The sequence below is a fragment of the Clostridium sp. AF36-4 genome (assembly GCF_003435975.1).
In the GTDB taxonomy this organism is placed as follows: Bacteria; Bacillota; Clostridia; order Lachnospirales; family Lachnospiraceae; genus Eubacterium_F.
The window spans coordinates 105,172-130,983 of record NZ_QTVH01000004.1; the positions used below are offsets into that span (position 1 = coordinate 105,172).

Below are 25,812 nucleotides of genomic sequence, written 5' to 3' on the forward strand. Positions count from 1 at the left end.
TTTTCTACCTCCTAACATTCAATTTTCATCAAGTGTCTGCTCCATGCTGCGGCACCCAAATACACAAAAAATGCACCGGTCATAAAAAGCCGTCCAAAAAATCCCTCATATAAAGGATCCAAAAAACCGGGAGAACAAATCTGCAAATACAGGATAATAAAAAGGGGAATCGCCGTCATACAATTAGCTTCCATCTTTTTTCCGGCAATCATCGTTTGAATTTCTCTCTGTATCTCCATCTTCTCGCTGATATTCTGTGCCGTCCGCTTCATCACTTTTACCAAATTCCCTCCGCTTTTTCTTGCCGTCGCATAAATTTGTGCGAAAGTGATAATATCTTCCACACCACTTTTTGATGCGAATGCGGACAACACTTCATCCAATGGCTGATGCAGAGAAATTTTTTGCTGTATGTCCCAAAGTTCTCTCATCATCCTCGTATCCTCCGAATGCAGCAACTTCATATCGCGATACGCTTCTGTGATGGCGTTTTCCATAGAGTATCCTGCTGCCAGTGCAGAAACCATGCTATCCATTGCCTCCTTAAATTCCACCATCAACTGCCACTTCTCCTGCTCCTTTTGAACTTTTATCCGGTATCTTACATAACAAACGCTTCCTAAAACCGCACCCAAAAAACACAATGCTGCCTGGCGGTAAAATAAAAACAGCAGGAAAAAACTTCCGATAAACCCAACTGCCATTGTTTTCAAATACCACTTTCGTTCTCTCATCCATTTCACAAAATCACCCCTGCTCTCTCCGCTTTTTCTGTTGTCGAAAAAACGGTCTTTGTCCTCACAAGATGCCCCTTCACCCTTCCATTCATTTCCCCCTGTTCCTCAAAAACAAATAACGGATGAAGTTCTATCTTACCGTCCACCACACTTCCTACCTCGCTGATTTCCAGCACACGCCGCGACTTATCTCTAAGTCTCCCAAGATGAATCATAATATCAATCCCGGAAGCAATCTGCTGTCGAATCGCTGCCAACGGAATTTCTAAACCCATCAGAAAGAGCGTCTCCAAACGATTCAGCATATCTTTCGGACTGTTTGCATGACCGGTAGACAAGCTTCCGTCATGTCCGGTATTCATCGCTGTCAACAAATCAATTGCCGCAGAATCTCGAATCTCCCCAACAATAATCCGGTCGGGACGCATACGCAATGCACTCTTAACCAAATCGCGGATGGTAACTTCATTCTTCCCCTCTACATTGCGGTTTCTGGCTTCCAGACGAACCAGATTTGCGATGTTTTGAATCTGCAATTCCGCAGAATCCTCAATCGTAATCACACGCTCTTCTTTCGGAATGAAATTAGACAGCACATTTAAAAATGTGGTTTTTCCGGCACCGGTTCCTCCGGAAATAAAAATATTGTATTTGGCAATCACAAGCTTCTGTAAAAACTCACATGCCTCCTTTGTCAACGCACCAAGAGAAAGAAGTTTCTCCATCGTCATTGCTTCTTTTGGAAACTTACGAATGGTAATCACCGGTCCTTCCAGTGCAATCGGCGGCACAACAATATTTACGCGGGAACCATCTTCCAAACGGGCATCCAAAATCGGGTTTGACTCATTCACAATGCGGTTTCCCCGGGAAGCAATCTGCTGAACAATGTTTTCCAGCCTCGTTTGATGCTCAAACGAAAGTCCCGTCTCATACAAACGCCCCGCCTGCTCAACGAAAATGTGATGCGGTCCGTTTACCATAATTTCCGTAATCGTCTCATCCTCTAACACATCCTGCAAAACATCCATGCGGCGAATTGAATTAAAGACCATGTGGCGCAGTTTTCGCTTTTCTTCCAGCCGGATATACTCATCCGGAAAAAGCTCCGTTATCGTCCGGTCAATCATCGCCTGCAGGGTTTCATCCTCAAGTTCTGCACCGGGTGGAACCTCCTCCAGTACCCGTTCCCGAATTACCATCCGTCTTTCATTCCATATCTTCCCATACACATCCATCCTCCGGGCCTCCTTCTTTTTCCAGTAAGTGCTCCATACGTGACATCAACTGATTATTTTGTGACCACTCGACAAGTGGCAGAGTGCAAAGATTTTCCCGCCAGTTTTGTATCTCTTCCCATTCCGGAATAAACTCAGCAAGTGCTAATAAATCATTCTTTTTCTCCATCTCACAATAATGCAAAAAAACCTTCTTACGCACATCACCGAAACCATCTCTTTTATCTACAACAAACAGCCTGTCGGCACACACCATAAACTCCATCAAAGACTCCGACAAAGCCCCCATCTCGACAACCAGCGAATCATATTCACCTATTGTCAAGAGCCTCTCAAATAACTTTTTCAAGTCTTCGATTCCACAGTCTAACAAATCCTTATAATGGGCAAACGGAGTCAGCATATCAGCACTGCCAAACGGATAAACATACTGCGGTAACTGCGCTGAAAACAACTTCTCCGATGGACACAAAAGAAGCTCGCCAATATCTCTTTTTTGCCAATGCGGATCTTTCGAAAATTCACCGTCAAAATATACCGGAAATCCGCTTAAGCTGACAAACAGACACCGCCCTTTTGTCCCCAGATACTGTGCCGTCATCACCGCAGGCTCCGTAACAATCATTCCCTCCGGCGAAAAAAACATAATCACACCTTTTTGTATTTTTTTCTGTTCTTCCAAAGGCCTATAACCAAGAATTTTCAATAAATCCTCGTAAATGCCCTCGGCACGCTGATACTGTAAAATCTTCTTCTGCTGCCTGTCATCTGCCTTTCCTAACAGAATCACCTCTTTTTTTGCCTCTGCATAAAGTCCCTCATCATCGGTCAAAACAACAATCCGCTGGTTCTCTGTCTCCGTCCGCCACATCACTCGTTCTCTCTCTGTCATTAACTCCAATCGTATCTGTTTATTCTTTTTCCTTGTCAAAAAGCGGAGCAGCCGCCTTCCATAATCTGCCTGCAAAAAATATAAAAGTATTATCGTTTCTTTCATCCGAATCCTCCTTTTTCCGTTGCCTTCCATTTACATAAAAGGGCACTTTCCCTAAAATATCTCCCATAAGGCAGCGATGGATATGGCAATACAAAAAGGAATGACACCATCTTCACCATCTCGTCTCATGTCATAATAGGGATTTTTATTTCGTGTTTTTTTATCACTTTTTATAAATTGAAATAAATAGCGAAACCGGCGAAACATATTCTTCCGCCAAATCATCTTAAACAGCGCCATAATGGCACCAACAAAAATAGAATAAACAAGGATACGGAGTGCAGCCCTAAAACCAAGGAATGCTCCTATAACAGAAATTAATTTACTATCGGATGCCCCGAATACGTGGCAAACGTAAAATATAAAACTGACAGAAAACGGAATGATTATCCCTGCAAGCCAGAAAGAAATCCCGCCTGCCGATATCCTGTCCAGATGGCCGATAAGGCTTATCACAAGAGCGGCAAAACATAGTGCATTCGGCACACGGTACTGCCATAAATCGAAGAGGGATGCCGGTACGAGAACAAGAAAAATCAACTCGTAAACTAAGGTCATCACTCACCTCCTATCTGTGATGTGCTACAAATTTAACACGCCACATACCTCCTTGTCAACAACTTTCGAAAGCGTTTTACGACACAAGATAATATGCATAACCTTTCCATTTTTTGACTATACTGTTACTAAATATTTGTGATTTTTCATCGTAAAGGAGAGTGTGAAATGAAGAATAAAAAAAATCCTGCATGCCAGACAAAAGCCGAGCTTATGCAGGAAATTGAGGCCTTACAACAGGCGCTTGAAACCGCCCATTCCAATTTTGAAAATGTATGTGACCCGGATTTAATTGACAGCTATATCTATGAAATCAATGCGCTGTCTTTCCGTTATAAATATTTACTGCGCCAAGTGCAGAGTATTCAGACAAACGCCGAATTTACGCCTCAAATCCGCGATTTGCATCAGCCCCGCTATCAATCGTCTCATTGAGCGTTCCACGCCCATATGTGAGGCCGGCATAAATTGTCTGCACGTTTTTCATAACGGCTTCGGAGTCATCCTGTTTTGCAACTTCTTTAAAAGAAGGAAGAAGTGCTTCAAAAATATCCGTTGCATGATTTAACTGCTCCGGGTCTCTGTTTGCGATGCCCTGACAAAGTTCCCGGTACGCAAACACATATAACTGGCGAAGATAATGGGAAATCTCATACTGCAAATCTAAACTTGCCATCAACTCCGTAATCATACTGCGCGCACGTTCAATTTCATGGCGCGCCGCTTCAATTTCTCCCTGTTTTAAATATTTTTTTCCCTCTTCTATACTGGCAAGTGTTGCCTCATAAATAATCACAACAAGTTCACTTCGGTTTGCCTGTGTCACACGCGCTGCATATTCCTGTAACCGTTCTTTTTCCATGCCATCTTCCTCCTATTCGCGGGATTTTTTATCCCTGAAGAATCTGTAAAATCGTCTGTGGCTGGTTGTTCGCCTGTGCTAACATCGAAGTACCTGCCTGTACCAACACGCTGTACTGTGTATATTTTGTCATTTCTTCCGACATATCCACATCTTCAATACGAGAGCATGCCTCCGTCAAGTTCTGTGAAGTCTCATCAAGACTTGATATTGCAGAATCCAAGCGATTCTGGTAGGCACCAAGTTTAGCACGAATGGAAGAAACCTGCTGAATCGCATCATCAAAAGCTGAAATTGAGGAAGAAGCTCCTGCCACGGTACATACGTTACAGTTTTCAATATCCAGCGTTTTTGTATTCACACAAGGAATTGAAATGTTAATGCTCTGTCCCTCATTAGCTCCAATTTGGATTGCAACATAACCGGCATCCAACATGGTAACAGTAGCGTCTGAACCGGCTTTCGCATTTGAAATATCAAATAACATGCGGAATCCGTCGCGGTCCGACACTTCCATCTGTCCGCCATTGATAAATACTGTTGCCGTATTTGAAAATCCGGAAGTAGTATCAAGTGTTACTTTTGCATCGGTACCCTCTGTAGTCTGCACACCGTTAATACCAAGTTTCTGTGCCAGATTTGCATTATCCGTTGTAATATTTAACTTCTGGGATGCACCGTAAATAACTGAGGTAAAGGAAAGATTTGTCGCCGCAGCCAGTTCACACTCCACACCGGCGGCATTTACCGGAACCACATCGACATTCATCATTTCACAGTAATCACGAATGTTTGCATAAACATCTTCAAAAGTCTGACCTTCCTTAATATCAATCACTTCACCATTAATCTGAATCTGTCCTGCAGTCGCCTTATCAACTACATCTGTTGGTGCAAATCCAAGTGCACCTGTTTTTGCAGTTGCCTGTGTTGCCTCTGATACAATCTTAAATTTATAACCGGTTAATGCCACATCATCACTGGCATCAATCAATTTCACACCAACATTGTTGGATGAGGACTGACGGCAGCAGGAACCATCTAACACACTCATCGTATTATACTCAGTATCTTTTGACAAACGGTCGATTTCCGCCATCAAAGAATCAATCTCATTTTGCAGTGCCTGTTTATCTTCAATCGTTGTCACACTGCCGTTTGCCGCCTGTACCGAAAGTTCACGGCAGCGCTGTAACATATTTTCAATCTCAGAGAGAACACCTTCTGTCGTCTGAATAAAAGAAACACCATCTGAACCGTTTTTGGACGCTCTCTGAAGTCCTCGAATCTGTGCGTGCATTTTCTGGGAAATTGCCATTCCTGCCGCATCATCTGCCGCTTTTGTAATCCGGTAGCCGGAAGATAATTTGTTTGTACTTGCTGTCAACTGTGACTGTACACTGTTCAAGTTAAAATTTGCGCGAAGCGCCGAAATATTTGTATTAATTTTCATTGTCATCGTCCTTTCTGTTCATGGTTACCACAAATAATCTGGCAATCCGGTACAAATCCTGATTTTTTGCACCTTCTTTTTTATTTCCTACGGAAAGAGACGTCCTTTGCCCCGTAATCAGGGTATTACCATCCATTGTAAAACCAATCTCTTCCAATTCCTTTTCAAATGCATCCATGCGCTCTTGGCAGGAGGAAACACTCGTTTCATCCTCTACGGTAACAAAGCCGTTTACCTTTTTCTCTTTTACCTTAAAACTAGCCTGCAACCTGCCAAATTCCTTAGAATTCATAGCAATCTCAATACTGCCCTTTTCTTTTTCCACGCCTTCCCTAATTGTAATATTGCAAGTCGTAATTCCAAATTCCGTCAATATCGGCACTTCATAAACCTGACAGCGGCGCATTGCGCCATGGAACGTAAACAAGCGGGACATCTGATTCTGCCATGTAATTTCATCATATGTTATATCGTCTGATTCCCGTCTTTCCACTAGTTCTTTTTGCATGTTTTCTTCAATTTCTGTAAATACATCATCCAAAGAGTCCGGCTCTTCCATCGCATCAAGAACCGCATCGGTATCCTCTTCTTTCCACAAATCACGCCATTTACCGGCACCCATCTGCCGAAACTCCTGCACCAGTGAAAGATTGGAAAGTGTCGCCGGTAAATCCAGCGCCTCTAAGAAATTTATCACCTCTGACTCACTCTTTGCAGCCGCCTCACGCACAGAGCGCACTTCATTCTCATAAAAGGTATTTTCCTCTGCAATTGCTGCCTCTTCACACCGCTCCAATAATGCCTCTGCTGAAATTTCCTCATTTCCACCCATTGCCTCTTTTAATACCTGTGGTGACAATTTTTCCGTTAAATCTGCCGCAATATTTTGTCCATATGCCGCATAAATCTGCTCGGAAATGGAATTTTTCGAAGCGATTACTTCTTTTTCCATGCCAAACGAATCATCCACCGAGACATCCATTCCGGCTTTTTTTCGTGTGCGAACTGCCGACAGAAGGGAAGAAAGCGATAATTCTTTTCCCTCATTTAATACCTGAGCGGCTGCCGCTCCGTCACTTTTTTCAATCTGGTGAAGAAGGCGGTAAACGCCAATCATCGTTTCACGCTCATCTTCCGTAAGACCATCCGTGTGGTCCATCTTCCACAAATACTTTCGGAAAGAAATATCTTCTATATCATTTTGGGCTAAAATCTCATTCACATCATTCTGCAATTCGTCTAATGTCTTTTCTAACGGATTCTCGCCCTTGCGTATGAGCTCACAGACAACTTCCGGTTTCATACTTTTCATCAGCGTCGTAACACGCTCGTCATACTCTTTAACAGAAACCAGATTTTCCTTGGTTAAAGGCATCTGATTATAAGCAAGAGCGCGAACCGCCCGCTCATTTCTCGCTGTTGTCTCGAAACCTGCTTCCTCAAGCAGCGTATCGATATTGGAAAATGCTTTTGTGAGCGAATCCCCTAAATCTCTGCGGACTTCTGTTCCCACCGACTCATAACGATTTTCTACCATATCAAACGAAGCGGTGAACGCCTCTGCCTTAGAAGACAGGGAAGAAAGTGTATCCTCTACTCCCTGAGTAAATGCATATCCCATAAACTCAACCGGTGCAGACAACACTTGTTTTACCGCCTGAGAAGTTTCTTTCAGCGTATTGATATTTTCTTCTGTCACCGGCAAATCCGCATTGAAAAGTTCCGACTGATAAGCCTCTTTTTCCGCTGCTCTAAGTTTCTCAACCACATCTTCCAATTTCGTGACATCAATTGAAATTCCTTTTTCTGACATCGTGCGGATGGCATCCGCCGTCATCGTAAGCTGGGTTTCCGCCAGTCTTCTCTTAAAACGAACAGCCTCTGCCACCGATAATTTCACTAAATTCGCTTTTTCCGGCTGCACACCTTCCGCCATCTGGTCGGCAATTCGTGCCGCCAAAACCGAATCTTTAGTTTCTTTTAATTCTTTTACCTGCGAAGAAAGTGCCACATTTTCTGCCGTTACCGGTAAATCTTCTTCATACAGCCACTTCGCTGCTGCCATGTTTTCGTCATCTGCTTCCATCCCGCTCTCTTCTAAGCGGCTGCGAACCTGATTCTCCACAAGTGAAAAATCATTTTCCTCGGACAATGGATTCTCTTCACCTTCCACGGCCCCATGAACACCGGCATTAACACTTTCCGGTGTAAGAATTGTATTTTCATTGTCAATAAAAAACTTCATCGCAGCGTCCGAAAAAGAGCGGATTTCCGATGCCATATCTACGGCATGCGAAAGCTTCGCCACATTTTCTTCCGTCACCGGCAGGTCACTGTCCAATAACCGGTCAATCACAGCGTCCGGGACGTTACCGTCCACGGCTAACTGAACGGCATTTTTACTTACCGCCTCATCTTTTTCCCGCTGTTTTGTCACTTCACGCTCGACAGCCTCCTGCTTCTCATGACGTTCTTTCTTAATTCTTGTGACCGCCCGCTCAAGCTGAGATGAAGTATATTCTTCTAACGGTGTCCCATCTTCCGAAACCGCTTTTGCATCTTTCCCGGTCATACAGCGGCTGATAAAATCCGCCGGTGACATCTGCGCATCGTCTAAAGGCACCATATTTTGTTTCTGTAATTGTTTTGCTTCTGCTTCCGTATACACAATGTGGTGTTTCCCCGCCTCTTGTACGGAACAATCCATTGTCGCTCCCACCTGAATCTGGGAGATGCCGCCATCCTTGGCGTCTTGTACAGACACGTTTTTTTTCTCCATTCTTTCCGTGTCATCAAAGGTAAGGGAAATCCGATTGGTCGAAATATCCATAGATTTCACGCTCACTTTCTAAATCCTTATACTTATATCTCGGACAATCCGGCGGAAATCTTTAGTATCTCTTCCTAATTTGCCTGATACTCTTCTAACAGACTTTTATCCAGTTTAATTCGGTTATCCATCGTTTTCATGACATCGGCAATTTCAACCGTCTGTTTCACGGATGGATCCGACAAATCGTACAAATTATTATTACGGAAATCAAGGACAGTCGGCTCGAAAATATTTTCCTCATTTCCTGTGATAACCAATCCTTTTTCTCCATTTGACAATTCAACACATACACCCGGATACAAAATAGAAATACCATGAATCAAAGCATTTACTATTTTCTTATTGTAACGCTCCTCATCCGCAAGAAGTTCTCGCACCGCTTTCACTTCCGAAGTCGGCTCCTCAAAAGACTTCATTGCTGTCATACGGTCATACGCATCCGCCACATAGAGGATATTTGCATTCACGCTCTCTTTTAACCCTGCCGGAATTTCTGCATCGCTCTCTCTTGTATAAAGCTCCTGCATCTGGGCAATGAGGCGCAGAACTTCCTCATCCAAATCACCATATCGAGCTAATGTCTCCTGTGTGTTTTTCTTAACGACTTCTTTCGTGCCATCATCTAAATCTTCCGCATCCGGTAACTGCTGTAATTTCAGTGCACCGATATCATGCAGAATAGCAGACTTCACAAGGAGATTAATCCGTCCAACCGGGAAGCCCATCTGACCGGCAATAATGGCGGACAAAATAGCAACATTCAAAACATGTTTATAAATATAATCTTCACTGCTTCGCAGACTCTGCACAAAATTAATCTTATGGTTTAAGTCTCCATAATTCTTTATGATAAGACTGCACAGCCAGTCAAGCCCCTTGTCTTTTTTCCCGGAATCAATCAAATCCAAATCTTCACGGATACTAAAAACTGCCATCGTCTGGAAACGCTCAAAGTTAATATCATCTTCCGACATCGGCGGAACCGGTTCTGCCGGTTCAAGTATGTACAGACCTAAAAGCCTAAAATTTTTAATTCCGTAAATCGCCTGCATCGTAAGTTTTGTATCACGGTCATACAACAAAACTCCATTTTTATTGTAGATTGGTTTTCCTAAGCGCATTCCGGGCTTGAGTTCATCTACTTTCACAAATAACATGCTGCTACCTCCTCGACTTAATTTTTTCACATTTTTTTCGTATACTTATCATCATAAATCGTTATTTCTATCATAGCAGTTATTGCCATTTGACGCAATGATTATTTGAGAAAGGAGCGTGAAATTATGCGAAAAAGAGGACTGATTTCAGTTTTGATTTTATCTCTTTTGCTTAGCAGCATCATACCGCATAAAATTCAGGCTGTAACTGAACAAGCTAAGACCGCTAAAACTTCTGATAACTATGTCGAGGGCGAAGCCATTGTAACACTTAACGCTTCTTCCGAAACCGGACTTGCCAAAGAGGGAACCGCATCATTTGATTCCGATATTGAAGTGGAAAACAGCTGGGATTTTGGTCCTGCCAAAAAGAAAAAGGGGAAAAATCTCTATCTTTCAGAGGTTCACTCTGATACTTATTCAACGAAAGAACTTATTGAAAAACTGAAAAAACAGGATAATGTAGTTGCTGCCGAGCCAAATTACTACCGCTATAAATTAGCCACGACAAACGATACTTATGCCGATGAACAGTGGTATTTAGACGGCACCGGAGCCTATCAGACTACTTCCTCCGGTATTCAGTACAAAAACCGGATTCAAACAAGTAACGACAGCGATACCATTGTTGCAGTCGTTGATACCGGTATTGACTACACCCACGAAGATTTAACCGCTCACATGTGGAAAAATCCTTACGACCAGTTAGAACTTCCGGGTACATATGGCTATGATTTCGGAGATTACGACAGTGATCCTATGGACGAAGATGAGGACGGACACGGTACTCACTGCGCCGGTGTCATCAGTGCCGTATCGGACAATAACAAAGGAATCTGCGGCATCAGCAATGCAAAACTAATGGCGTTGAAAGTTTTTAATTCTGCCGGCACATCATACGATTCCGCTATCATCGCGGCTTTTAATTACATCTATAAAGCGCAGACTCTTGGCGCAAATATTGCCGCCATCAACTGTTCCTGGGGTGGCGGTGGAAGTAGTTCAACCTCTATGAAAACGCTGATTAACCAGATTGGGCAAAATGGCAGTCTGTTTCTTTTTGCTGCCGGAAACGAGGGCGAAGACCACGATAATGCCATCTCCGACGGATGCCCCTATGACTTGGACAGCCCTTATGTGGTAACCGTTGGTGCCTCCACCCTGACCGATAAAAAAGCATCTTTTTCCGATTACGGAAATAAGACTGTCCACCTTTTTGCACCGGGCCGGAATATTTTTTCCACAATAAATTCCAGCATTTTTTACCCTTCCGTTTACACAGACAGTATGCGAAGTTCACGGTGTTCGTATTTCACCTCTTTTGACTCTAACGATGCCGTTTTATACCACCCATCGGAAATCGGCAAATTAGATGGCAGCATTTTATACAATGAAAAGTCTTACTCAGCAGAAGATTCGCACAATCAGGCAGGCAGCGGCTCTTACTGCATTTCCATTGATGCTGCACAAAGTTCTGCAACTTTGGCACTTTACATGGATATAGACGACATGAACTTAGCCGATGGCACATATCAGGTATCTTATGATATGGGCATCGAAGAAAATGGTGAAATTTCATGGTCCCACTACAGCAGTAAATTGTATTTTATAAAACGAAACAACACTATTTACGCAGAAATTGTTTCCTTAACAGGCAACTTTACTTCCGTACATAAAATTTACTTTGATAACATCGGCATTTCAAAAGCAAATCCGACAAATGCCCTTTATATCAAGTACAATTCGATGAGCGGCACTTCTATGGCTGCCCCTCAGGTATCAGCTGCCACAGCACTTCTTGCCGCCGCATATCCAAACGATTCCGCAGTGCAAAGGCGCAACCGTCTGCTGAACTGTGTGCGTGAGGTTTCAGGGCTTTCTTCCTACTGCATGACCGGCGGCATTTTGGATTTAAGTAAAATCAGTTCCGCCTCATCCGGTCTCCCTGCCTGTCTACAGACCACAACAAAGACACACACCACTGCCACTGCGGCACAAGGTACAAGCAGTACAAAGAAAACAACCAAACTGGTGACAAAAATAACATTAAATAAAAAGAAAGCAAAACTCCGTTATAAAAAGAAACTCAAATTAAAGGCCACCGTAAAACCAAAAAATGCAACAAACAAAAAAGTCAAATGGTATGTCTCCAATAAAAAATATGCCAAAGTAACGCAAAAAGGTGTTGTCCGTGCAAAGAAAAAGGGAATCGGCCATACCGTTAAGGTTTATGCAAAGGCAAAAGATAAATCCAAAAAGAAGGCTTATTGCAAAGTGCGCATTTATAAATAAAGATACCCTTGACTTTTTCTACACAAATCAACTACACTTAAGGACGAAACGGATTGTTTTACTATGAGGAGGCATTATGAAAAAAATTGGATTAATCGGAGCCATGGATGAAGAAGTGGCTATCATAAAAGAAGAAATGACAAATACAAACGAAGTGACAAAAGCAGGCATGACTTTTGTGGAAGGAGATTTTTACGGAATCAAAACCGTTGCCGTTGTAAGTGGCATTGGCAAGGTTAATATGGCAGTCTGCACCCAGATTCTCTGTGATGATTTTCATGTAACCATGGTTATCAACACCGGCGTTGCCGGCTCCTTGAATAACGCCCTTGATATTGGTGACATTGTTTTATCGAGCTGTGCGCAGGAACACGATATGGACGTCTCGCCACTCGGAGACCCGGTCGGCATCATCCCACGCATGGAACAGTCGATTTTTACAGCAGATGAGACACTGGTTTCTTTGGCAAAATCCGCCTGCGAAAAAGCAAATCCGGACATTCACTGCCACATTGGAAAAGTGGTGAGCGGAGACCAGTTTATCGCCAGTGCGGAGAAAAAGAATTATTTAATTGAAACATTCCATGGTGACTGTGCCGAAATGGAAGGTGCTGCCATGGCGCACACTGCTTACTTAAACAACGTCCCATTTTTAATTATCCGCGCCATTTCTGACAAGGCAGATAATTCCGGTCATATGGATTATCCGGTTTTTGCAAAACAGGCAATTATCCACACCGTTTCCCTGCTTAAGGAACTTTATCAACATTTATAAACAATTTTCTTTGAGAATAACACAGTGGAATGTCACAATAGTTTATTGTGGCATTCCTTTTTTGGGGTTAAAATATGGTTACAATGAAAGGAGTGTAGCTATATGAAACAAATCAAAAAGGTAATTGCCCACAGCCTGGTTGCCGTTCTTTGTCTGTCTTCATTTCTGACAAACACGGCGTCCACCGAAGCAAAGGCAAAAAAACCAAAACTTTCCCAAAAATCAATGACCCTGACAAAGGGAAAATCAAAAACTCTTAAGGTAAAAAACACAAAAAAATGCAAGGTCACCTGGAAAACAAGCAAGAAAAAGATCGTTTCAATTTCAAAAAAGAAACGTACCTCCTGCAAATTAAAGGCAAAAGCGAAAGGAACCGCAAAAATCACCTGCACGGTAAAAAGAAAGAAAAAGACATATAAACTTACCTGCAAAGTAAAGGTGAAAGCAAAAAAGACCGTCGTTGCTTCCAGCTTAAAGGATACCTATGCAAAAATTGTACCATACATGGGTACCTGCCTAAACTACGGAAGTGCTTCTAATCCACGAGAACTGCAAAACGCGTCCACAATGAAATTTGTAAAAAAACAGTACAACAGCTTTACTTTGGAAAATGAAATGAAACCGGATGCTATTCTCGGCTCATCCGCCAAGCTCATTTCCGTTGCTGACGCAAAGAAAAAGGGATATTACATTCCTGCAGGATATACCGAATCAACCGTTCCGGAATTAGCATTTACAACCGTTGACAAATCTTTAGAGGCCGCAAAAAACAACGGTTTGAAAATGCGTGCCCATACTTTGGTATGGCACAGCCAGACGCCATCCTGGTTCTTTACAAAAAATTACGATGGCTCAAAAGTTGTTACTCCTGCTGTTATGGATGCCCGTCTTGATTTTTACATTCATAATGTAATGGGACATGTAATGGATAAAGAAAAAGCTTTAACCGGTTCTGCCGGAAGCATTGTTTACGCATGGGATGTCGTGAACGAATATCTCCACCGTCCGTCTTTTGCATTTTTCAAAACATGGACGAGCGTATATGGCGATATGGGAAATTCTCCTTCTTATGTAAAGAAAGCATTTGAAATTGCCTACGATATGTTAAAGAGTTATCAGGCAACGGATAAAGTCACGTTGTTTTATAATGATTACAACACCTATTTCGGTGTAAAAGACACATTAAATCTGGTGGAATTTATCAACAAAGGCGAAACTGCTAAAATTTGCGGAGGCATCGGCATGCAGAGCCACGTAGATGTAAAAGTTCCTACGGTTGCCGAATACGGCAGTGCATTGGAGCAGTTTTTAGCAGCAGGTTACGAAATTCAGATAACCGAACTTGACTTTACTATAAACTTTGACACGGAAGGAACTAATGCTTCCTACGCTTACACACCGGAGCATGAAACCGATGCAGATCAGGCAAAATTCGTAAAAAAACTGATGCAGACCATCATTACCAAACAAAAGAATCGTAATCAGAGTGTAAATCCAAAAGGAATTACCGGTATCACTCTCTGGGGCTTATGTGATGCGACGTCATGGCGTTCCCAGTGTGCTCCTCTTTTGTTTGATACCAGTATTTATGATCCAAAATTGTCATACACAGCCTTTTTAGAGGCGGCAAAAATCTGGTAAGTTGCGGTAATTGTAAAAAAAGAGTGTGTTTGTGTTGACAACTCCACCGCAAAATTTTATAATCCCATTGTGAGACAATATTATTTAGGAAAGAGGGATGTAAGGGTGGATAATCGAGAAACACAAAAACCATCTTGGATTCGTACAAAAAAGGGAAAGGCAATGCTTATTGCTACAATTGCAACACTTGTTGTAGTGATAGGCATTGTTTTGGGTATACATATTTATTATATGAACCGCTGGTACTCAAACACATGGATTGGTGACAGAGAAGTATCAGGCATGACCTATGAGGAATCTGCGGAATTGATTAATCGGGTATTTTCCACGTATCAACTGAAAATAACAGGAAGAAATAATGGAACTTTGACCATTGGAAAAGATGACATTGATTATCAAGTCGACATCAAAGATTCTCTTCAGAAAAAATATGATGAGCAACATGATTCTCTTCCTTTCTTTTCCCTGGGAAAAAGAAAGCAGGTGGATATTGACTTAGGGGCTTCTTATGATGAGAAAAAACTGGATGCCCTCGTGGGACAGTCTGATCTCTCAACCGGAAGTGAGTCATATCCGGTTACACAACCGCAAAACGCAAAGGTCGCTTTTTCATCAGAGAAAAAATATTTGGTTATTGAAAAAGAATATTTAGGAAATACGCTTAATCACGATGAATTGATAACGGCGATTGGAAAAGCTCTGAAATCCGGACACGAAAAGGTAAACTTAACGGATGAAAAAAAATACCCAGATGTATACGAAAAGCCAAGTATTTATTCCACAGACCCTTCGCTTCAGCAAAAAGTGGATGCCTGCAATCCGGTAATTCTGCGCTGGATAACCTGGACAATTCAAAAGGACATTAAAGAAACCATCGGTCCAAAACAGATTTATAAATGGTGCAATTATAAAAACGGAAAAGTTACTTTTGATAATCAGGCAATTGAAAAATGGGTTGAAAAAACCTGCTTTAAGTACAAAACTATTGGCGTGACACGCTCATTTAAAAGCCACAACGGCAAAACTGTTTCCGTAACCGGTGGGGACTACGGTTGGCAGCTTGTTTACGATACAATGCTGAAGCAATTGACAAGCGCTCTGAAAAAGACAATGGATGCAAATAAGCAGAAAGCCTATATGGAAAATCCGGATGCCACACAGAAAAAAGCATTGACGATCAAAAAGAAAACAAAATTTGCCAACACGGCATTTACAATGAACATAGATGACAAAACAAAGGATTGGGACACAGAAAACTTTACTGAAATTGATCTTACTGCTCAAAAGGTTTATGTATGGCGCAACGGAAAAGTTGCTTTTAAGTGTCGAACAATCAGCGGAAAACCAGTAAAAGACCGTCAAACACGAACCGGTGCTTATTTCATCAAAGAACACCAGACACACCGTACTCTCCGCGGCGATAACTATGCAACGCCGGTAAACAACTGGGTTCGTATCATGTGGACCGGAACCGGATTCCACGGTGCGCCTTGGCAGCCATGGAGCCGCTGGAGTAAAACACTTTATAGAAGCCGTGGTTCACACGGATGCTTAAACTTATCTCCATCGGATTCGAAAAAGATTTATGACTTGACAAAGTACCGTGAGATGGTGTTTATACATTATTAATGTAGGTTGTTAGAAATAAAAAAGGGAAAGCGGGATATTTGCTTCGCAAATATAGCTTTCCTTTTTTATTTTAACAACCGGCGATAGGGCTGCAGATTATACTAACTCTCGCCAAAATGCTGGCTGCTATGTTACGACTTAAGCCGAAGTGGCTTTCTAACTTTATATATTACTAAAAAAGATTTGTGTTTCATGGGTACAAACGCGCGGATTCAATATGCACACTTTCAGCACATGACATATCTCCGCGTGTTTGTCTAAGCGACAGCGCCCATGAAACACAAACTTTTTTAGTAAAATATACAATTAGAAAAACACTACGCCTTATAATCATACCGCAATACTACGACCGACAATGGTGGAACATACAGTTCCAGTTCGTAATATTTCTTTCCCGGCTGGATTTTTTCGCCCGGTCTTGGTACTACCGGTGCCTTACATGGTTTTGCCTGAATCGGCTTTTTATTCACACGGTCTTCACCGCCAAATCGCTCTTCGTCGGAATTTAGTATCTCCGTAAAGGTTCCGGCACAAGGTGCATTGACCTGATAATCTTCCAATGCCATCGGTGTGAAGTTTGCAATAAACATCAACTGGTCTTTTACTGAGCTGCCACGGCGCACAAACGCTACTGTACTTAATTCCGGACGCCAGCAGTCCATCCACTCAAAGCCCATAACATTAAAATCGTGATAATACAAGGCATCGTACTTTTGGTACAAGTGATTTAATTCACGTACGTAATCCTGCATTTTCTTATGTCTGTCATCTTCTTCCAGTAAAAACCAGTCCAGACTTCGAAACTCTGCCCATTCTCGTTTCTGAGCAAATTCCTGCCCCATAAACAAAAGCTTTTTGCCCGGATGACCATACATAAATCCAAATGCGGCACGAAGGGAAGCAAACTTATCTCCTTCCAAACCGGACATCTTGTTTAACAGAGAACATTTTCCATGAACCACTTCATCATGCGATAAAACCAAAATGTATTTCTCACTGGTGTAATAATCAATACTAAAACACAACTGCCTCTGATGGTCTTTTCTGAAATATGGATCTAATTTCATGTACTCCAAAAAGTCATTCATCCAGCCCATATTCCATTTGTAAGAAAAGCCAAGTCCGCCATCTGCTACCGGCGCCGTAACGCCCGGCCATGCCGTCGACTCTTCCGCAATGATATAAGCTCCCGGATGCTCCTTTTCCACCTCGGAATTTAAATGCTGCAGGAAATGAATTGCCTCGTAATGCTCATTTCCGCCATCTTTGTTCGGAAGCCACTCGCCATCGCTTTTTCCATAATCCAAATACAGCATAGAGGCAACGGCATCCACACGAAGTCCGTCAATATGGAACTTCTCTATCCAGAACAGTGCATTGGCAACGAGGAAGTTTTTCACTTCCATTCTTCCGTAATCAAAAATATATGTTCCCCAGTCTGGGTGTTCACCACGTCTGCTGTCCGGATGTTCATACAACGGCTGTCCGTCAAAACGTCCAAGGCAGTGAGCATCTTTCGGAAAATGCGCCGGTACCCAGTCTAAAATTACCTGAATCCCCCGCTTGTGCATTTCATCCACAAAATACATAAAATCTTTTGGCTCACCATAACGGCTCGTCGGCGCATAATAACAGCCAACCTGATATCCCCATGAGCCATCAAACGGATACTCTGCAATTCCCATCAATTCAATATGAGTATAACCCATATCAACCACATAGTCGCCAAGCATAGATGCTAACTCACGATATGAAAAATTGCCATTGTCATCGTCTTCAATCCGTTTTTTCCAGGAAGCAAGATGAACCTCATAAATACTCATCGGCTCTTTGTCTCTTACATCTCTTGATTTTTTCTGATGCTTCTTCTGATAAGAACCATCCTGCCATTTGTAGCCATCAAGCGACGTAATTCGGGAAGCATTTCCCGGACGCAGTTCCGCATAATTTCCATAAGGGTCTGTCTTATACAACTTATCCCCGCTCTTTGCCGTAATCTCATACTTATAGGCAGCGCCTTCCCACGCGCCCGGCACGAACAGTTCAAAAATACCGCTGCTCCCCCTCATAATCATCTTATGAAGTCTTGCATCCCACATATTAAACTCGCCGATTACACTCACGCTGCAGGCGTGTGGCGCCCAGACAGCAAACTGAACGCCCTCCACGCCATCGCGCTTCATCGGATGTGCTCCTAATTTTTCATAAATTTTATAATGGTTTCCCTCCGAGAATAAATACCGGTCAAGTTCACCAAACATCCCCGGAAATGCATAAGGGTCGTCAATTTCAATCACATCGTCCGGTCCATATTCCACCCGGAATCGATATTTTTTCAGCCGCTCCGATTTCTTCTCAATGACATAGCCAAAAAATCCTTCCGGCTCCATTGGTTCCATCTCGTAAGTGGTCTCCCCTTTTGAATCCAGCACCCACATACGTTTTGCACACGGACGATATGCGGTAAAAATCTGCACATCCTCCTCTTTGAAAATGTGGCAGCCAAGCAAATCCTGAGGTGCATTCAAAATTCCCTCTTCCAATTCCTTCAGCATCTCTTTGCTCGTCCACTGTTCCAAATATGGATTGCTCACATGTTCACCCCCTGCATTTATTTTATCCTAACTGATTCAGCAAGTCCTTTACAATTACAGCCAGTTTTTCTGATTTTTCATCGGCATCTGCCAAATCTTTACCAACAACACCAAAGTAAAGTTTAATCTTTGGCTCCGTACCGGATGGACGAACACAAAGCCATGCATCCTCGGTCAATTCAAAATAGAGTACGTTGGACTTTGGAATACCGGTTGGTTTCTTCTCGCCGGTCTTAACATTTACGATTTCATCTTTCAAATAATCTCTTACTGCCGTCACATCGTAATTACCAAATTTCATCGGCGGATTTTTACGGAGATTATCCATAATCGACTGAATCTTCTGCAGTCCCTCAATACCTTTATGCGTAATGGCAATTACATTATCTTTGTAGTAGCCGTATTTCTCATACATATCTAACATAGCATCCCAAATTGTTTTGCCTCGCAGTTTATAATAAGCAGCCGCCTCGCAAAGTGCCATCGATGCCACAATCGCATCCTTATCTCTTGCATGCGTTCCAATCAAGCAGCCATAACTTTCCTCAAAGCCGAACAGATAGTGGCCTTTTCCGGTTGTCTCCATGCGGAGAATCTCTCTTCCAATCCACTTAAATCCGGTCAGGCACTCGGTCACTTTGATACCATAATATTTTGCCATCGCATCTACGAGGTTTGAAGTAACAACCGTCTTAATCAACTCGCCATCTTCCGGAAGTTTTCCTTCCAGTGCAAGTTTCTGTCCAATTTCATAATCGGCAAGAAAACTTCCCGACATATTTCCGGTTAAGCAGATATACTCACCGGATTTGGTATCTTTTACATAAACACCAAGGCGGTCCGCATCCGGGTCCGTTGCCAGAACTAAATCGGCATCTTTTTCTTTTGCCAGTTTAAGAGCAAGTTCGAATGCTTCCGGTGCTTCCGGATTCGGATAACTGACGGTAGGGAATTCACCATCCGGCAGTTCCTGCTCCGGTACAACAAATACATTTTTAAAACCAAGTTCTTTCAAAATACGGCGTACCGGCAGATTTCCGGTTCCGTGAAGTGGGGTATAAACAATTTTCAAATCTGCTGACGCTTTCTTAATGCAATCCGGATGAAGAACATTTTTCTTAAGTTCCTCCATATAACGGTCATCAACAGCTTTTCCGATATTCTCATACAAACCGGCTTTCTTTGCCTCTTCTTTGTCCATTGTCTTAACGGCCGCATAATCGGTTACCGCTTTCACCTCATCCATAATTCCGGTATCATGAGGCGGTGTAATCTGTGCACCATCTTCCCAGTATACTTTGTAGCCGTTGTATTCCGGCGGGTTATGGCTGGCAGTAATGTTAATACCGGAAATACATCCTAACTCACGAACGGCAAAGGACAATTCCGGTGTCGGTCGAAGTGATTCAAAAACATAAGCTTTAATTCCATTTGCTGCCAAACAACAAGCCGCTTCATCTGCAAATTCCGGTGACATCCGGCGGGAATCAAAAGCAATTGCCACGCCCTTTTTCTGTCCGTTCTGTTTGATGATGTAGTTGGCAAGTCCCTGTGTCGCTTTGCGTACCGTATAAACATTCATACGGTTTGTTCCTGCCCCGATAATACCACGGAGACCGGCTGTACCAAACTCAAGGTCCGCATAAAAACGCTCTTTGATTTCATTTTCATCCCCGGCAATACTCTCAAGCTCTTTCTTTGTGTCGTCATCAAAATATGGATTTGATAACCAAGCTTCGTATGTTTTCTTGTAGTCCATAATTTCCTCCTTGCTGCCACATCCATGTGTGGCCTGCTTTTTTAATTTATTTCACTTTCTAAAAAGTGATATTCACCCTTTCGGGAAATTTACTTAACTATTTTTTGTCAAATCCGGAAAACTCCAGGAAATATCCTTGCTGTCATCCGATATTTCAACGGCATAGGTTTTTGTCTCATAACCATCTTTTGTAAGAGAAAGTGTTACATTTCCTATCATTTTCGTAAAACTGCAGGGCACCTCTCCCTTATAAGTTCCGTTGACATAAACGGCGGCACCAACCGGCGCACTTACCGTAACCTTATGGTCGTTATCATAAGTGACACTGCTCTCACTCGAAGAGGAGGACGAATCATCGGAAACCGAGCTGGAAGAATCGGAACTGTCGGTCTCGACATCCGCACTTTCTTCTGCCAAATTAATATGAACGGTCAGACTCGCATCCTTCACGGTAATAATACCGCTGTAATCTTCGTAGCCCTCGAGTGAAACTTTCACGGAATGATTACCATATTTTAACGAAACAGGTTTTGACGGGTCAGTGAGCGATCCGTTTACATAAAGTTCTGCACCCTGTGGATTCACATCAAATGTAACCCGCGCCGTATCCGGCACTTGATTCTGGTACTTCGCCATATCGACTTTCGTAACCTGTCCGCGTTTTACTTCTACCGTGACTTCAGCCATCAAATCACCATTTTTCATTGTGACAAGCTGCTGCCCCTCCGGCACAACCAAAAGCATATCCTTTGCGACCGGAAGAATTGCCTCGCCCTGCACCGTAACCGTACCGCCGGTAAAATCCTTAAAATTATTCGGCTTGATATATCCATGTCCCCTTGTGACAACAACAGAAAATGCTTGTCCATTCATCCCGCGGAGAGTCACTTCATCCTCCGGCGTAATCTCCAATGGGTCAATCTGTCTGCCATCTGAAAATACAAGCAGGTCATCGTTATAGGCATAATTCACACCACGCACCGTAAGCCGTTTTTCGTCCTGGTTGATTTCGAGCGAAGCTCCCTCGTGCTCGGTAACCGATGCGTTCTGTATCATCTTCTCAACCTTTTTTCCATCTTCACTTGTATACACATCATAAACTTCACCCGGCTCAATTTCGGATGCCGTCATTTGTTTGTTGTTCTTTGTCAAAATCTGTGTACCACCGGTATAAGGATACGTCTCCATCGTCTGGAATGTTGTATTATAAAATTCCATCGTACCCTGCTCTTCATCAACAGCGCCAACTGCGCCGACAAAATCAGCCCCCTGCTCATAGCTGACACTCGGCTCCGGAGAGTTCGTCACCTCCGCCTTTTTGGCAGTTGACCCGCAGCCGGTCAGACCAGCCAGCAAAACAATAAAAAGACAAATCTGTATTTTCGCTTGCTTCATTTTTTATCTCCTGACACTCTTTTTGCGTGACAAAATGCTTCCGTATATTAAGAATTATATTGTATCACATTTTAGGCTTTCTGACTAGTCCCTAACGTAAATGTTCGCATTTGCTGCAAAAACTTATCTTTGCTCTCTTCCTGCTCACAAACAGCCTTTAATTTTTCCATGTTTTTGTTGGAAATCCACGTCTTTTTACTGTTGATGTACTGATTGAGAAGCTTCCAGTATTTAATTGGATATGACAAAATGGTGATGAGAAATTCCAGTTCTTTTTTACTGCATCCTGCCCCCTCGCAGTAACCATTCCACAAAACTACTCCTTTTTCCACCTGCCACTTATTCTTTTCCATGACTTTTCTCATAAAATACGCCATATCAAGAAGCTGCATTCCCGGTGCGGCATGCTCAAAATTTGTTGTGGCGAGCCCGCTTTTGGTTAAAAGCAGATTATGGTAATTATACTCCCCGTGGCAGACGTCTTTGGTCTGCCCACTGTGTTCCTTGTAATAGAGATTTTCGGATAGCTGGCTGCGTACCTGCATGGCACGCTCATAGAAATTTGGAAAGCACTGCATGGCATACCGCTCAAATTCCGTTTTTTTCTTCTTTCCACGCATATACCCATACACATGTTTCATTTCCCTGTTATGTTTATCATACCGGGATAAAAGTGGCTGCTGAAGCAAAACCGGTTCCTCATAAAAGTTTTGCAGACTACTGTGGAGCTGTCCTAAGTTTTCTGCCATCAAGCGAATCGTGGTCACATTTTTGCAGTCACATTCCTCTCCAAAAAACCATCGGTACAAAACATATTTTGTCCCATCTTCCGCTTCTGTCAAATACTCTCCATCCACATTTTTCACGGCAAAATCTAAAAGTGTCATACCGTTTTTACGCAAATGATCCTTCACTTCATTTTCCCATTCAAAATGTCCGGTAAGTTTCATTTTTTCACGAAGCAGCAGAGGACCGTCTTTCGTATCAAATAGGATGGCACCCCTTGCCCGATATTGATTTTTCACCTGAAACCCGTATTTTTTCTCAATTAATTCCCGTCTGTCTTCCAAAAATATCCCCTCCTCAGTCTCCGTTTGTCTGCCTTAAATTTTATGTATCAGAATGAAAAATATGCCATATCATAAATGTTTTTCCGCTTTCATACACTGGGAACAAACGTCTTGGAGGCGCCCTCATGAAAAAAAGATTTTTTGCGCTTTTTCTCCTTTTTTCCCTCTTCATTGCAGGCTGTCAGACCGGGCAGGAAGCAAACGCTGACTTTAACACCTTTTGCATGGAAACATTTCGCTCCTATGCCGCGAGTGACTCCTTAACACTCAATTACACGCTGATGTCCCCGAAAAAATACGGAATTACGGATTTGCCTGATGGGTTTTCTTCGTTTTCCCTTCACGATTTGAAGCAGATGCAGACTTCGACGGAAAATACACTTGCAAGACTTCGTAGCTTTGCCTCGAAAAATTTATCCCGCGAGGACAGACTTCTCTATGATACACTTGATGCCTCGCTTACGCTGTCACAGGAGGACATCCGCATGCTTGCTCATTCGTATTCGTTCGACCCTTCGAGTGGGATTCAGGCACAGCTTCCGGTTCTTCTCTGTGAATTTATTCTTACAGACAAACAGGATTATGACCAGTATTTTTCTTTACTAAAGTCCATCCCTGCCTACTTTAACTCCTTGATTTTCTTGGAAAAATTCAAGAAGAAAAAGGGCACACTGCCATCCGCCACAACCATTCGCCACACAATAAGACAGTGTCAGGAATTTGTCGACTCATCAGGGACAGATGCCATCGAGAAAAGTTTTGAAAAATCCATAAATTCCGCCTCTTTTTTCTCTGCTTCCGAAAAGAAAGAGCGGTTAGAAAAACATAGGAAACTTCTCTCTCACTCGCTTTTCCCCGCCTATAAAAATCTAATTGCCGAATTAGGTAAACTTTTGCCCTTTGCTCCAACTGATGGTGCCCTCGCCGCATACACAGGCGGCCGTGCTTATTATGAATATCTGGTAAAAGAAAAAACCGGCACAATATCTTCACCGGATTCCTTATTTCAAATGCTGACAAAAAAACTAAGCGAATCCGAACAAAAACTTGCCACCCTTGCCGCCACGTCACCTTCGTCCTTTTTGACCTGCGAAAAGCACACTTCAAAATATGAAGAGCCAAAATCGATTCTTACTCATTTAAAGAGAAATATCCGCACGGATTTTCCTGCACTGAAAAAACAGACCTGTCACATACGCGCCGTTGATTCCTCGTTAGAAAACTTTTTAAGTCCCGCCTTTTACCTCACCCCGCCCATCGATGAGCCCGCCGCCAATGTGATTTACATCAATCATGCCGCAAAGTATCGCCATCAGAATTTATATGCTACGCTGGCACATGAAGGCTATCCGGGGCACTTATTTCAGAACTGTTATTTTCGCGAAAAAAATAAGCATCCCCTGCGTTATGTCCTTAATTTTCCGGCATACACAGAAGGCTACGCCACCTATGCAGAAATCTATTCTTACCAATTTTTAGATGCCACGAAAGAGGAAATCGATATTTTGCAGAACAATGCCATTTCCACCCACTGCCTGTATGCGCTCTGCGACATTGGCATTCATGCAAAACACTGGAACCGGAAAAAACTTTCCGATTTTCTTTCAAATCATGGGATTGTAACAACAGATAATGCCAGAGCCATTTATGAAACGATTATTGACTCGCCCGGCAGTTACCTGCCTTACACGATTGGTTATCTGGAAATCTGCCGGATTCGTGATACGTTTCAAAAAGCAGCCGGAAAATATTACAGTCCGCTTCTCTTCCACACATTTTTATTGGATACCGGACCAACTTCTTTTCCCGTTTTAGAGAGGCAAATTAACGGCTGGCTCAAAGAAAAAACTTGAAACTCCCGATGTTCAATGATATATTGATATTAGATTTATTTTATAGATCTCACCTAACTAATCAATTAAAAATTGGAGGAAATATTTATATGGGAAACTTTTGTACACAATGTGGCCGTCCGCTTCAGGAAGGCGAAGTTTGTAACTGCACTGCACAGACAGCGCCAAATCCGGCACCTGCTGCTCCAACACCAACGCCCGTTGCTCCGAATCCGGTAACACCGCCACAGGCTGCACCAACACCGGCTCCGGCTCCTACACCGGCTCCTACACCGGCTCCTACACCGGTACAGGCTGCACCAAGTCAGAGTTCACGTGAAATCAAACAGGGCTTTGAAAATTTGGTTACTGCGTTGAAAACTATTTGGAAAAACCCGGCAGAAGCTGTTTCTGCTCTTGCAAAAAAAGAGAGCTGGCTTGCCGCATTGATTTTAATTGCCGCACAGGCACTTTTCAGCGGATTATTTGCTTTGACAAACTACGGTGTAGGACTTGAACATAATTCCGCAATAAGCCTTGTGATTTCCTTTTTCTTTACCTTCTTCTTCTCGATTGCTCTCTCCGCAGCAGCAATGGGAATGTATCTTGGTATCGGAAAAGCAGTGAAAGCTAACGTTACTTTTAAATCCGCACTGGCAACAGCATCCATTCGCTGTTTCGTATGCCTGCCACTGACTTTTATCGGTCTTTTACTTGGCATGGCAAGCGTACAGATTGGTATGTTTTTCTTCTTCCTCGGTGAAATCATTGCTGCTTTCTTAAGCATCCTTGCCGTAGAGAAGAATTTTGAAGTGAACGCAAACCGTGCTTTCCTGATTGTCGGCGGCACGTATGTTGTATTATATATTTTGTTTGTTATATTCGCAGCACTTTTCAATGCTGTAATGCCAACAGAAGTATTTACGTTTGTTGAAGGCTCTTCCTACAGTCGATGGAGTGATTGGTTTAATTAAATGCCGGCGTGAAAAA

Annotated in this window: 19 protein-coding genes; 7 read left to right on the top strand and 12 right to left on the bottom strand. The window is 42.8% G+C overall.

What is annotated here, in order from left to right; all coding sequences use genetic code 11:
- Positions 1-11: 11 nt before the first annotated feature.
- From DW005_RS03515 to DW005_RS03530, 4 genes are read right to left on the bottom strand one after another with little or no spacing between them, the layout of a single operon-like run.
- Positions 12-734, bottom strand: coding sequence for a type II secretion system F family protein (locus DW005_RS03515; protein ID WP_242989352.1), 723 nt, complete (start codon positions 732-734; stop codon positions 12-14).
- A 5-nt stretch (positions 735-739) separates the two neighbouring features.
- Positions 740-1,975: a CpaF family protein gene (locus DW005_RS03520; RefSeq protein WP_242989349.1), complete on the bottom strand. Its 1,236-nt coding sequence runs from the start codon at positions 1,973-1,975 to the stop codon at positions 740-742.
- Positions 1,947-2,972, bottom strand: coding sequence for a hypothetical protein (locus tag DW005_RS03525; RefSeq protein ID WP_117478184.1), 1,026 nt, complete (start codon positions 2,970-2,972; stop codon positions 1,947-1,949). Before DW005_RS03525 ends, DW005_RS03520 begins: the two co-directional genes overlap by 29 nt.
- Before the next feature lie 51 nt (positions 2,973-3,023).
- The gene (locus DW005_RS03530) at positions 3,024-3,530 is read right to left on the bottom strand and encodes a prepilin peptidase (RefSeq protein ID WP_117478185.1); all 507 of its coding nucleotides are present in this window, start codon (positions 3,528-3,530) and stop codon (positions 3,024-3,026) included.
- Positions 3,531-3,698: 168 nt separating this feature from the next.
- Between DW005_RS03530 and DW005_RS03535 the strand changes: the two genes are divergently transcribed.
- Complete coding sequence (locus DW005_RS03535) at positions 3,699-3,965, top strand: YaaL family protein (RefSeq protein ID WP_117478186.1); 267 nt, start codon at positions 3,699-3,701, stop codon at positions 3,963-3,965.
- On the opposite strand, the gene DW005_RS03540 is transcribed toward DW005_RS03535, so the two are convergent.
- The 4 genes from DW005_RS03540 to DW005_RS03555 all read right to left on the bottom strand — a co-directional run bounded on the left by DW005_RS03540 (position 3,913) and on the right by DW005_RS03555 (position 9,835).
- A complete protein-coding gene (locus DW005_RS03540) occupies positions 3,913-4,392 on the bottom strand; it encodes a flagellar protein FliS (RefSeq protein WP_117478187.1) in 480 nt (159 codons plus the stop codon). The two genes, DW005_RS03535 and DW005_RS03540, sit on opposite strands and share 53 nt — an antisense overlap.
- Positions 4,393-4,420: 28 nt before the next feature.
- On the bottom strand, positions 4,421-5,845 hold the full coding sequence (locus tag DW005_RS03545; RefSeq protein WP_181974926.1) for a flagellin: 1,425 nt from the start codon (positions 5,843-5,845) through the stop codon (positions 4,421-4,423).
- Positions 5,835-8,609, bottom strand: coding sequence for a DUF6240 domain-containing protein (locus DW005_RS03550; protein WP_147324409.1), 2,775 nt, complete (start codon positions 8,607-8,609; stop codon positions 5,835-5,837). The genes DW005_RS03545 and DW005_RS03550 overlap by 11 nt, the downstream gene beginning before the upstream one ends.
- Positions 8,610-8,749: 140 nt before the next feature.
- Positions 8,750-9,835 (bottom strand): HD domain-containing protein, encoded by a 1,086-nt coding sequence (locus tag DW005_RS03555; RefSeq protein ID WP_117478190.1) that lies wholly within the window; start codon positions 9,833-9,835, stop codon positions 8,750-8,752.
- Positions 9,836-9,961: 126 nt separating this feature from the next.
- On the opposite strand from DW005_RS03555, the gene DW005_RS03560 reads away from it, so the two are divergent.
- The 4 genes from DW005_RS03560 to DW005_RS03575 all read left to right on the top strand — a co-directional run bounded on the left by DW005_RS03560 (position 9,962) and on the right by DW005_RS03575 (position 16,172).
- Positions 9,962-12,127 (top strand): S8 family serine peptidase, encoded by a 2,166-nt coding sequence (locus tag DW005_RS03560; protein ID WP_117478191.1) that lies wholly within the window; start codon positions 9,962-9,964, stop codon positions 12,125-12,127.
- A gap of 76 nt (positions 12,128-12,203) precedes the next feature.
- The gene (locus DW005_RS03565) at positions 12,204-12,902 is read left to right on the top strand and encodes a 5'-methylthioadenosine/adenosylhomocysteine nucleosidase (RefSeq protein WP_117478192.1); all 699 of its coding nucleotides are present in this window, start codon (positions 12,204-12,206) and stop codon (positions 12,900-12,902) included.
- 102 nt (positions 12,903-13,004) lie between these two features.
- On the top strand, positions 13,005-14,543 hold the full coding sequence (locus DW005_RS03570) for an endo-1,4-beta-xylanase (RefSeq protein ID WP_117478193.1): 1,539 nt from the start codon (positions 13,005-13,007) through the stop codon (positions 14,541-14,543).
- 105 nt (positions 14,544-14,648) lie between these two features.
- On the top strand, positions 14,649-16,172 hold the full coding sequence (locus DW005_RS03575) for a L,D-transpeptidase family protein (protein ID WP_117478194.1): 1,524 nt from the start codon (positions 14,649-14,651) through the stop codon (positions 16,170-16,172).
- A 317-nt stretch (positions 16,173-16,489) separates the two neighbouring features.
- Here the strand turns inward: DW005_RS03575 and glgB are convergent, their stop codons facing one another.
- From glgB to DW005_RS03595, 4 genes are all read right to left on the bottom strand, one after another.
- Positions 16,490-18,766, bottom strand: coding sequence for a 1,4-alpha-glucan branching protein GlgB (gene glgB / locus DW005_RS03580; RefSeq protein WP_242989350.1), 2,277 nt, complete (start codon positions 18,764-18,766; stop codon positions 16,490-16,492).
- A 22-nt stretch (positions 18,767-18,788) separates the two neighbouring features.
- Positions 18,789-20,528 carry a phospho-sugar mutase gene (locus DW005_RS03585; protein ID WP_347461395.1) on the bottom strand — a complete coding sequence of 580 codons (1,740 nt, stop codon included), beginning with the start codon at positions 20,526-20,528 and terminating at the stop codon, positions 18,789-18,791.
- A 90-nt stretch (positions 20,529-20,618) separates the two neighbouring features.
- On the bottom strand, positions 20,619-21,920 hold the full coding sequence (locus DW005_RS03590) for a PEGA domain-containing protein (protein WP_117478196.1): 1,302 nt from the start codon (positions 21,918-21,920) through the stop codon (positions 20,619-20,621).
- A 71-nt stretch (positions 21,921-21,991) separates the two neighbouring features.
- Positions 21,992-22,990: a hypothetical protein gene (locus tag DW005_RS03595; RefSeq protein ID WP_117478197.1), complete on the bottom strand. Its 999-nt coding sequence runs from the start codon at positions 22,988-22,990 to the stop codon at positions 21,992-21,994.
- Between the two features lie 125 nt (positions 22,991-23,115).
- Here DW005_RS03595 and DW005_RS03600 point away from each other — a divergent pair, with 125 nt between their 5' ends.
- A complete protein-coding gene (locus tag DW005_RS03600; RefSeq protein ID WP_117478198.1) occupies positions 23,116-24,843 on the top strand; it encodes a DUF885 domain-containing protein in 1,728 nt (575 codons plus the stop codon).
- 89 nt (positions 24,844-24,932) lie between these two features.
- The gene (locus DW005_RS13750; RefSeq protein ID WP_181974927.1) at positions 24,933-25,796 is read left to right on the top strand and encodes a YIP1 family protein; all 864 of its coding nucleotides are present in this window, start codon (positions 24,933-24,935) and stop codon (positions 25,794-25,796) included.
- The last annotated feature ends 16 nt before the right edge of the window (positions 25,797-25,812 follow it).

What these genes read in the sequence shown, in the direction of transcription:
- DW005_RS03515 (WP_242989352.1), bottom strand. Translation starts at nt 734, where the DNA reads ATGAGAGAACGAAAGTGGTATTTGAAAACAATGGCAGTTGGGTTTATC.
- DW005_RS03520 (WP_242989349.1), bottom strand. Translation starts at nt 1,975, where the DNA reads ATGGATGTGTATGGGAAGATATGGAATGAAAGACGGATGGTAATTCGG.
- DW005_RS03525 (WP_117478184.1), bottom strand. Translation starts at nt 2,972, where the DNA reads ATGAAAGAAACGATAATACTTTTATATTTTTTGCAGGCAGATTATGGA.
- DW005_RS03530 (WP_117478185.1), bottom strand. Translation starts at nt 3,530, where the DNA reads ATGACCTTAGTTTACGAGTTGATTTTTCTTGTTCTCGTACCGGCATCC.
- DW005_RS03535 (WP_117478186.1), top strand. Translation starts at nt 3,699, where the DNA reads ATGAAGAATAAAAAAAATCCTGCATGCCAGACAAAAGCCGAGCTTATG.
- DW005_RS03540 (WP_117478187.1), bottom strand. Translation starts at nt 4,392, where the DNA reads ATGGAAAAAGAACGGTTACAGGAATATGCAGCGCGTGTGACACAGGCA.
- DW005_RS03545 (WP_181974926.1), bottom strand. Translation starts at nt 5,845, where the DNA reads ATGAAAATTAATACAAATATTTCGGCGCTTCGCGCAAATTTTAACTTG.
- DW005_RS03555 (WP_117478190.1), bottom strand. Translation starts at nt 9,835, where the DNA reads ATGTTATTTGTGAAAGTAGATGAACTCAAGCCCGGAATGCGCTTAGGA.
- DW005_RS03560 (WP_117478191.1), top strand. Translation starts at nt 9,962, where the DNA reads ATGCGAAAAAGAGGACTGATTTCAGTTTTGATTTTATCTCTTTTGCTT.
- DW005_RS03565 (WP_117478192.1), top strand. Translation starts at nt 12,204, where the DNA reads ATGAAAAAAATTGGATTAATCGGAGCCATGGATGAAGAAGTGGCTATC.
- DW005_RS03570 (WP_117478193.1), top strand. Translation starts at nt 13,005, where the DNA reads ATGAAACAAATCAAAAAGGTAATTGCCCACAGCCTGGTTGCCGTTCTT.
- DW005_RS03590 (WP_117478196.1), bottom strand. Translation starts at nt 21,920, where the DNA reads ATGAAGCAAGCGAAAATACAGATTTGTCTTTTTATTGTTTTGCTGGCT.
- DW005_RS03600 (WP_117478198.1), top strand. Translation starts at nt 23,116, where the DNA reads ATGAAAAAAAGATTTTTTGCGCTTTTTCTCCTTTTTTCCCTCTTCATT.
- DW005_RS13750 (WP_181974927.1), top strand. Translation starts at nt 24,933, where the DNA reads ATGGGAAACTTTTGTACACAATGTGGCCGTCCGCTTCAGGAAGGCGAA.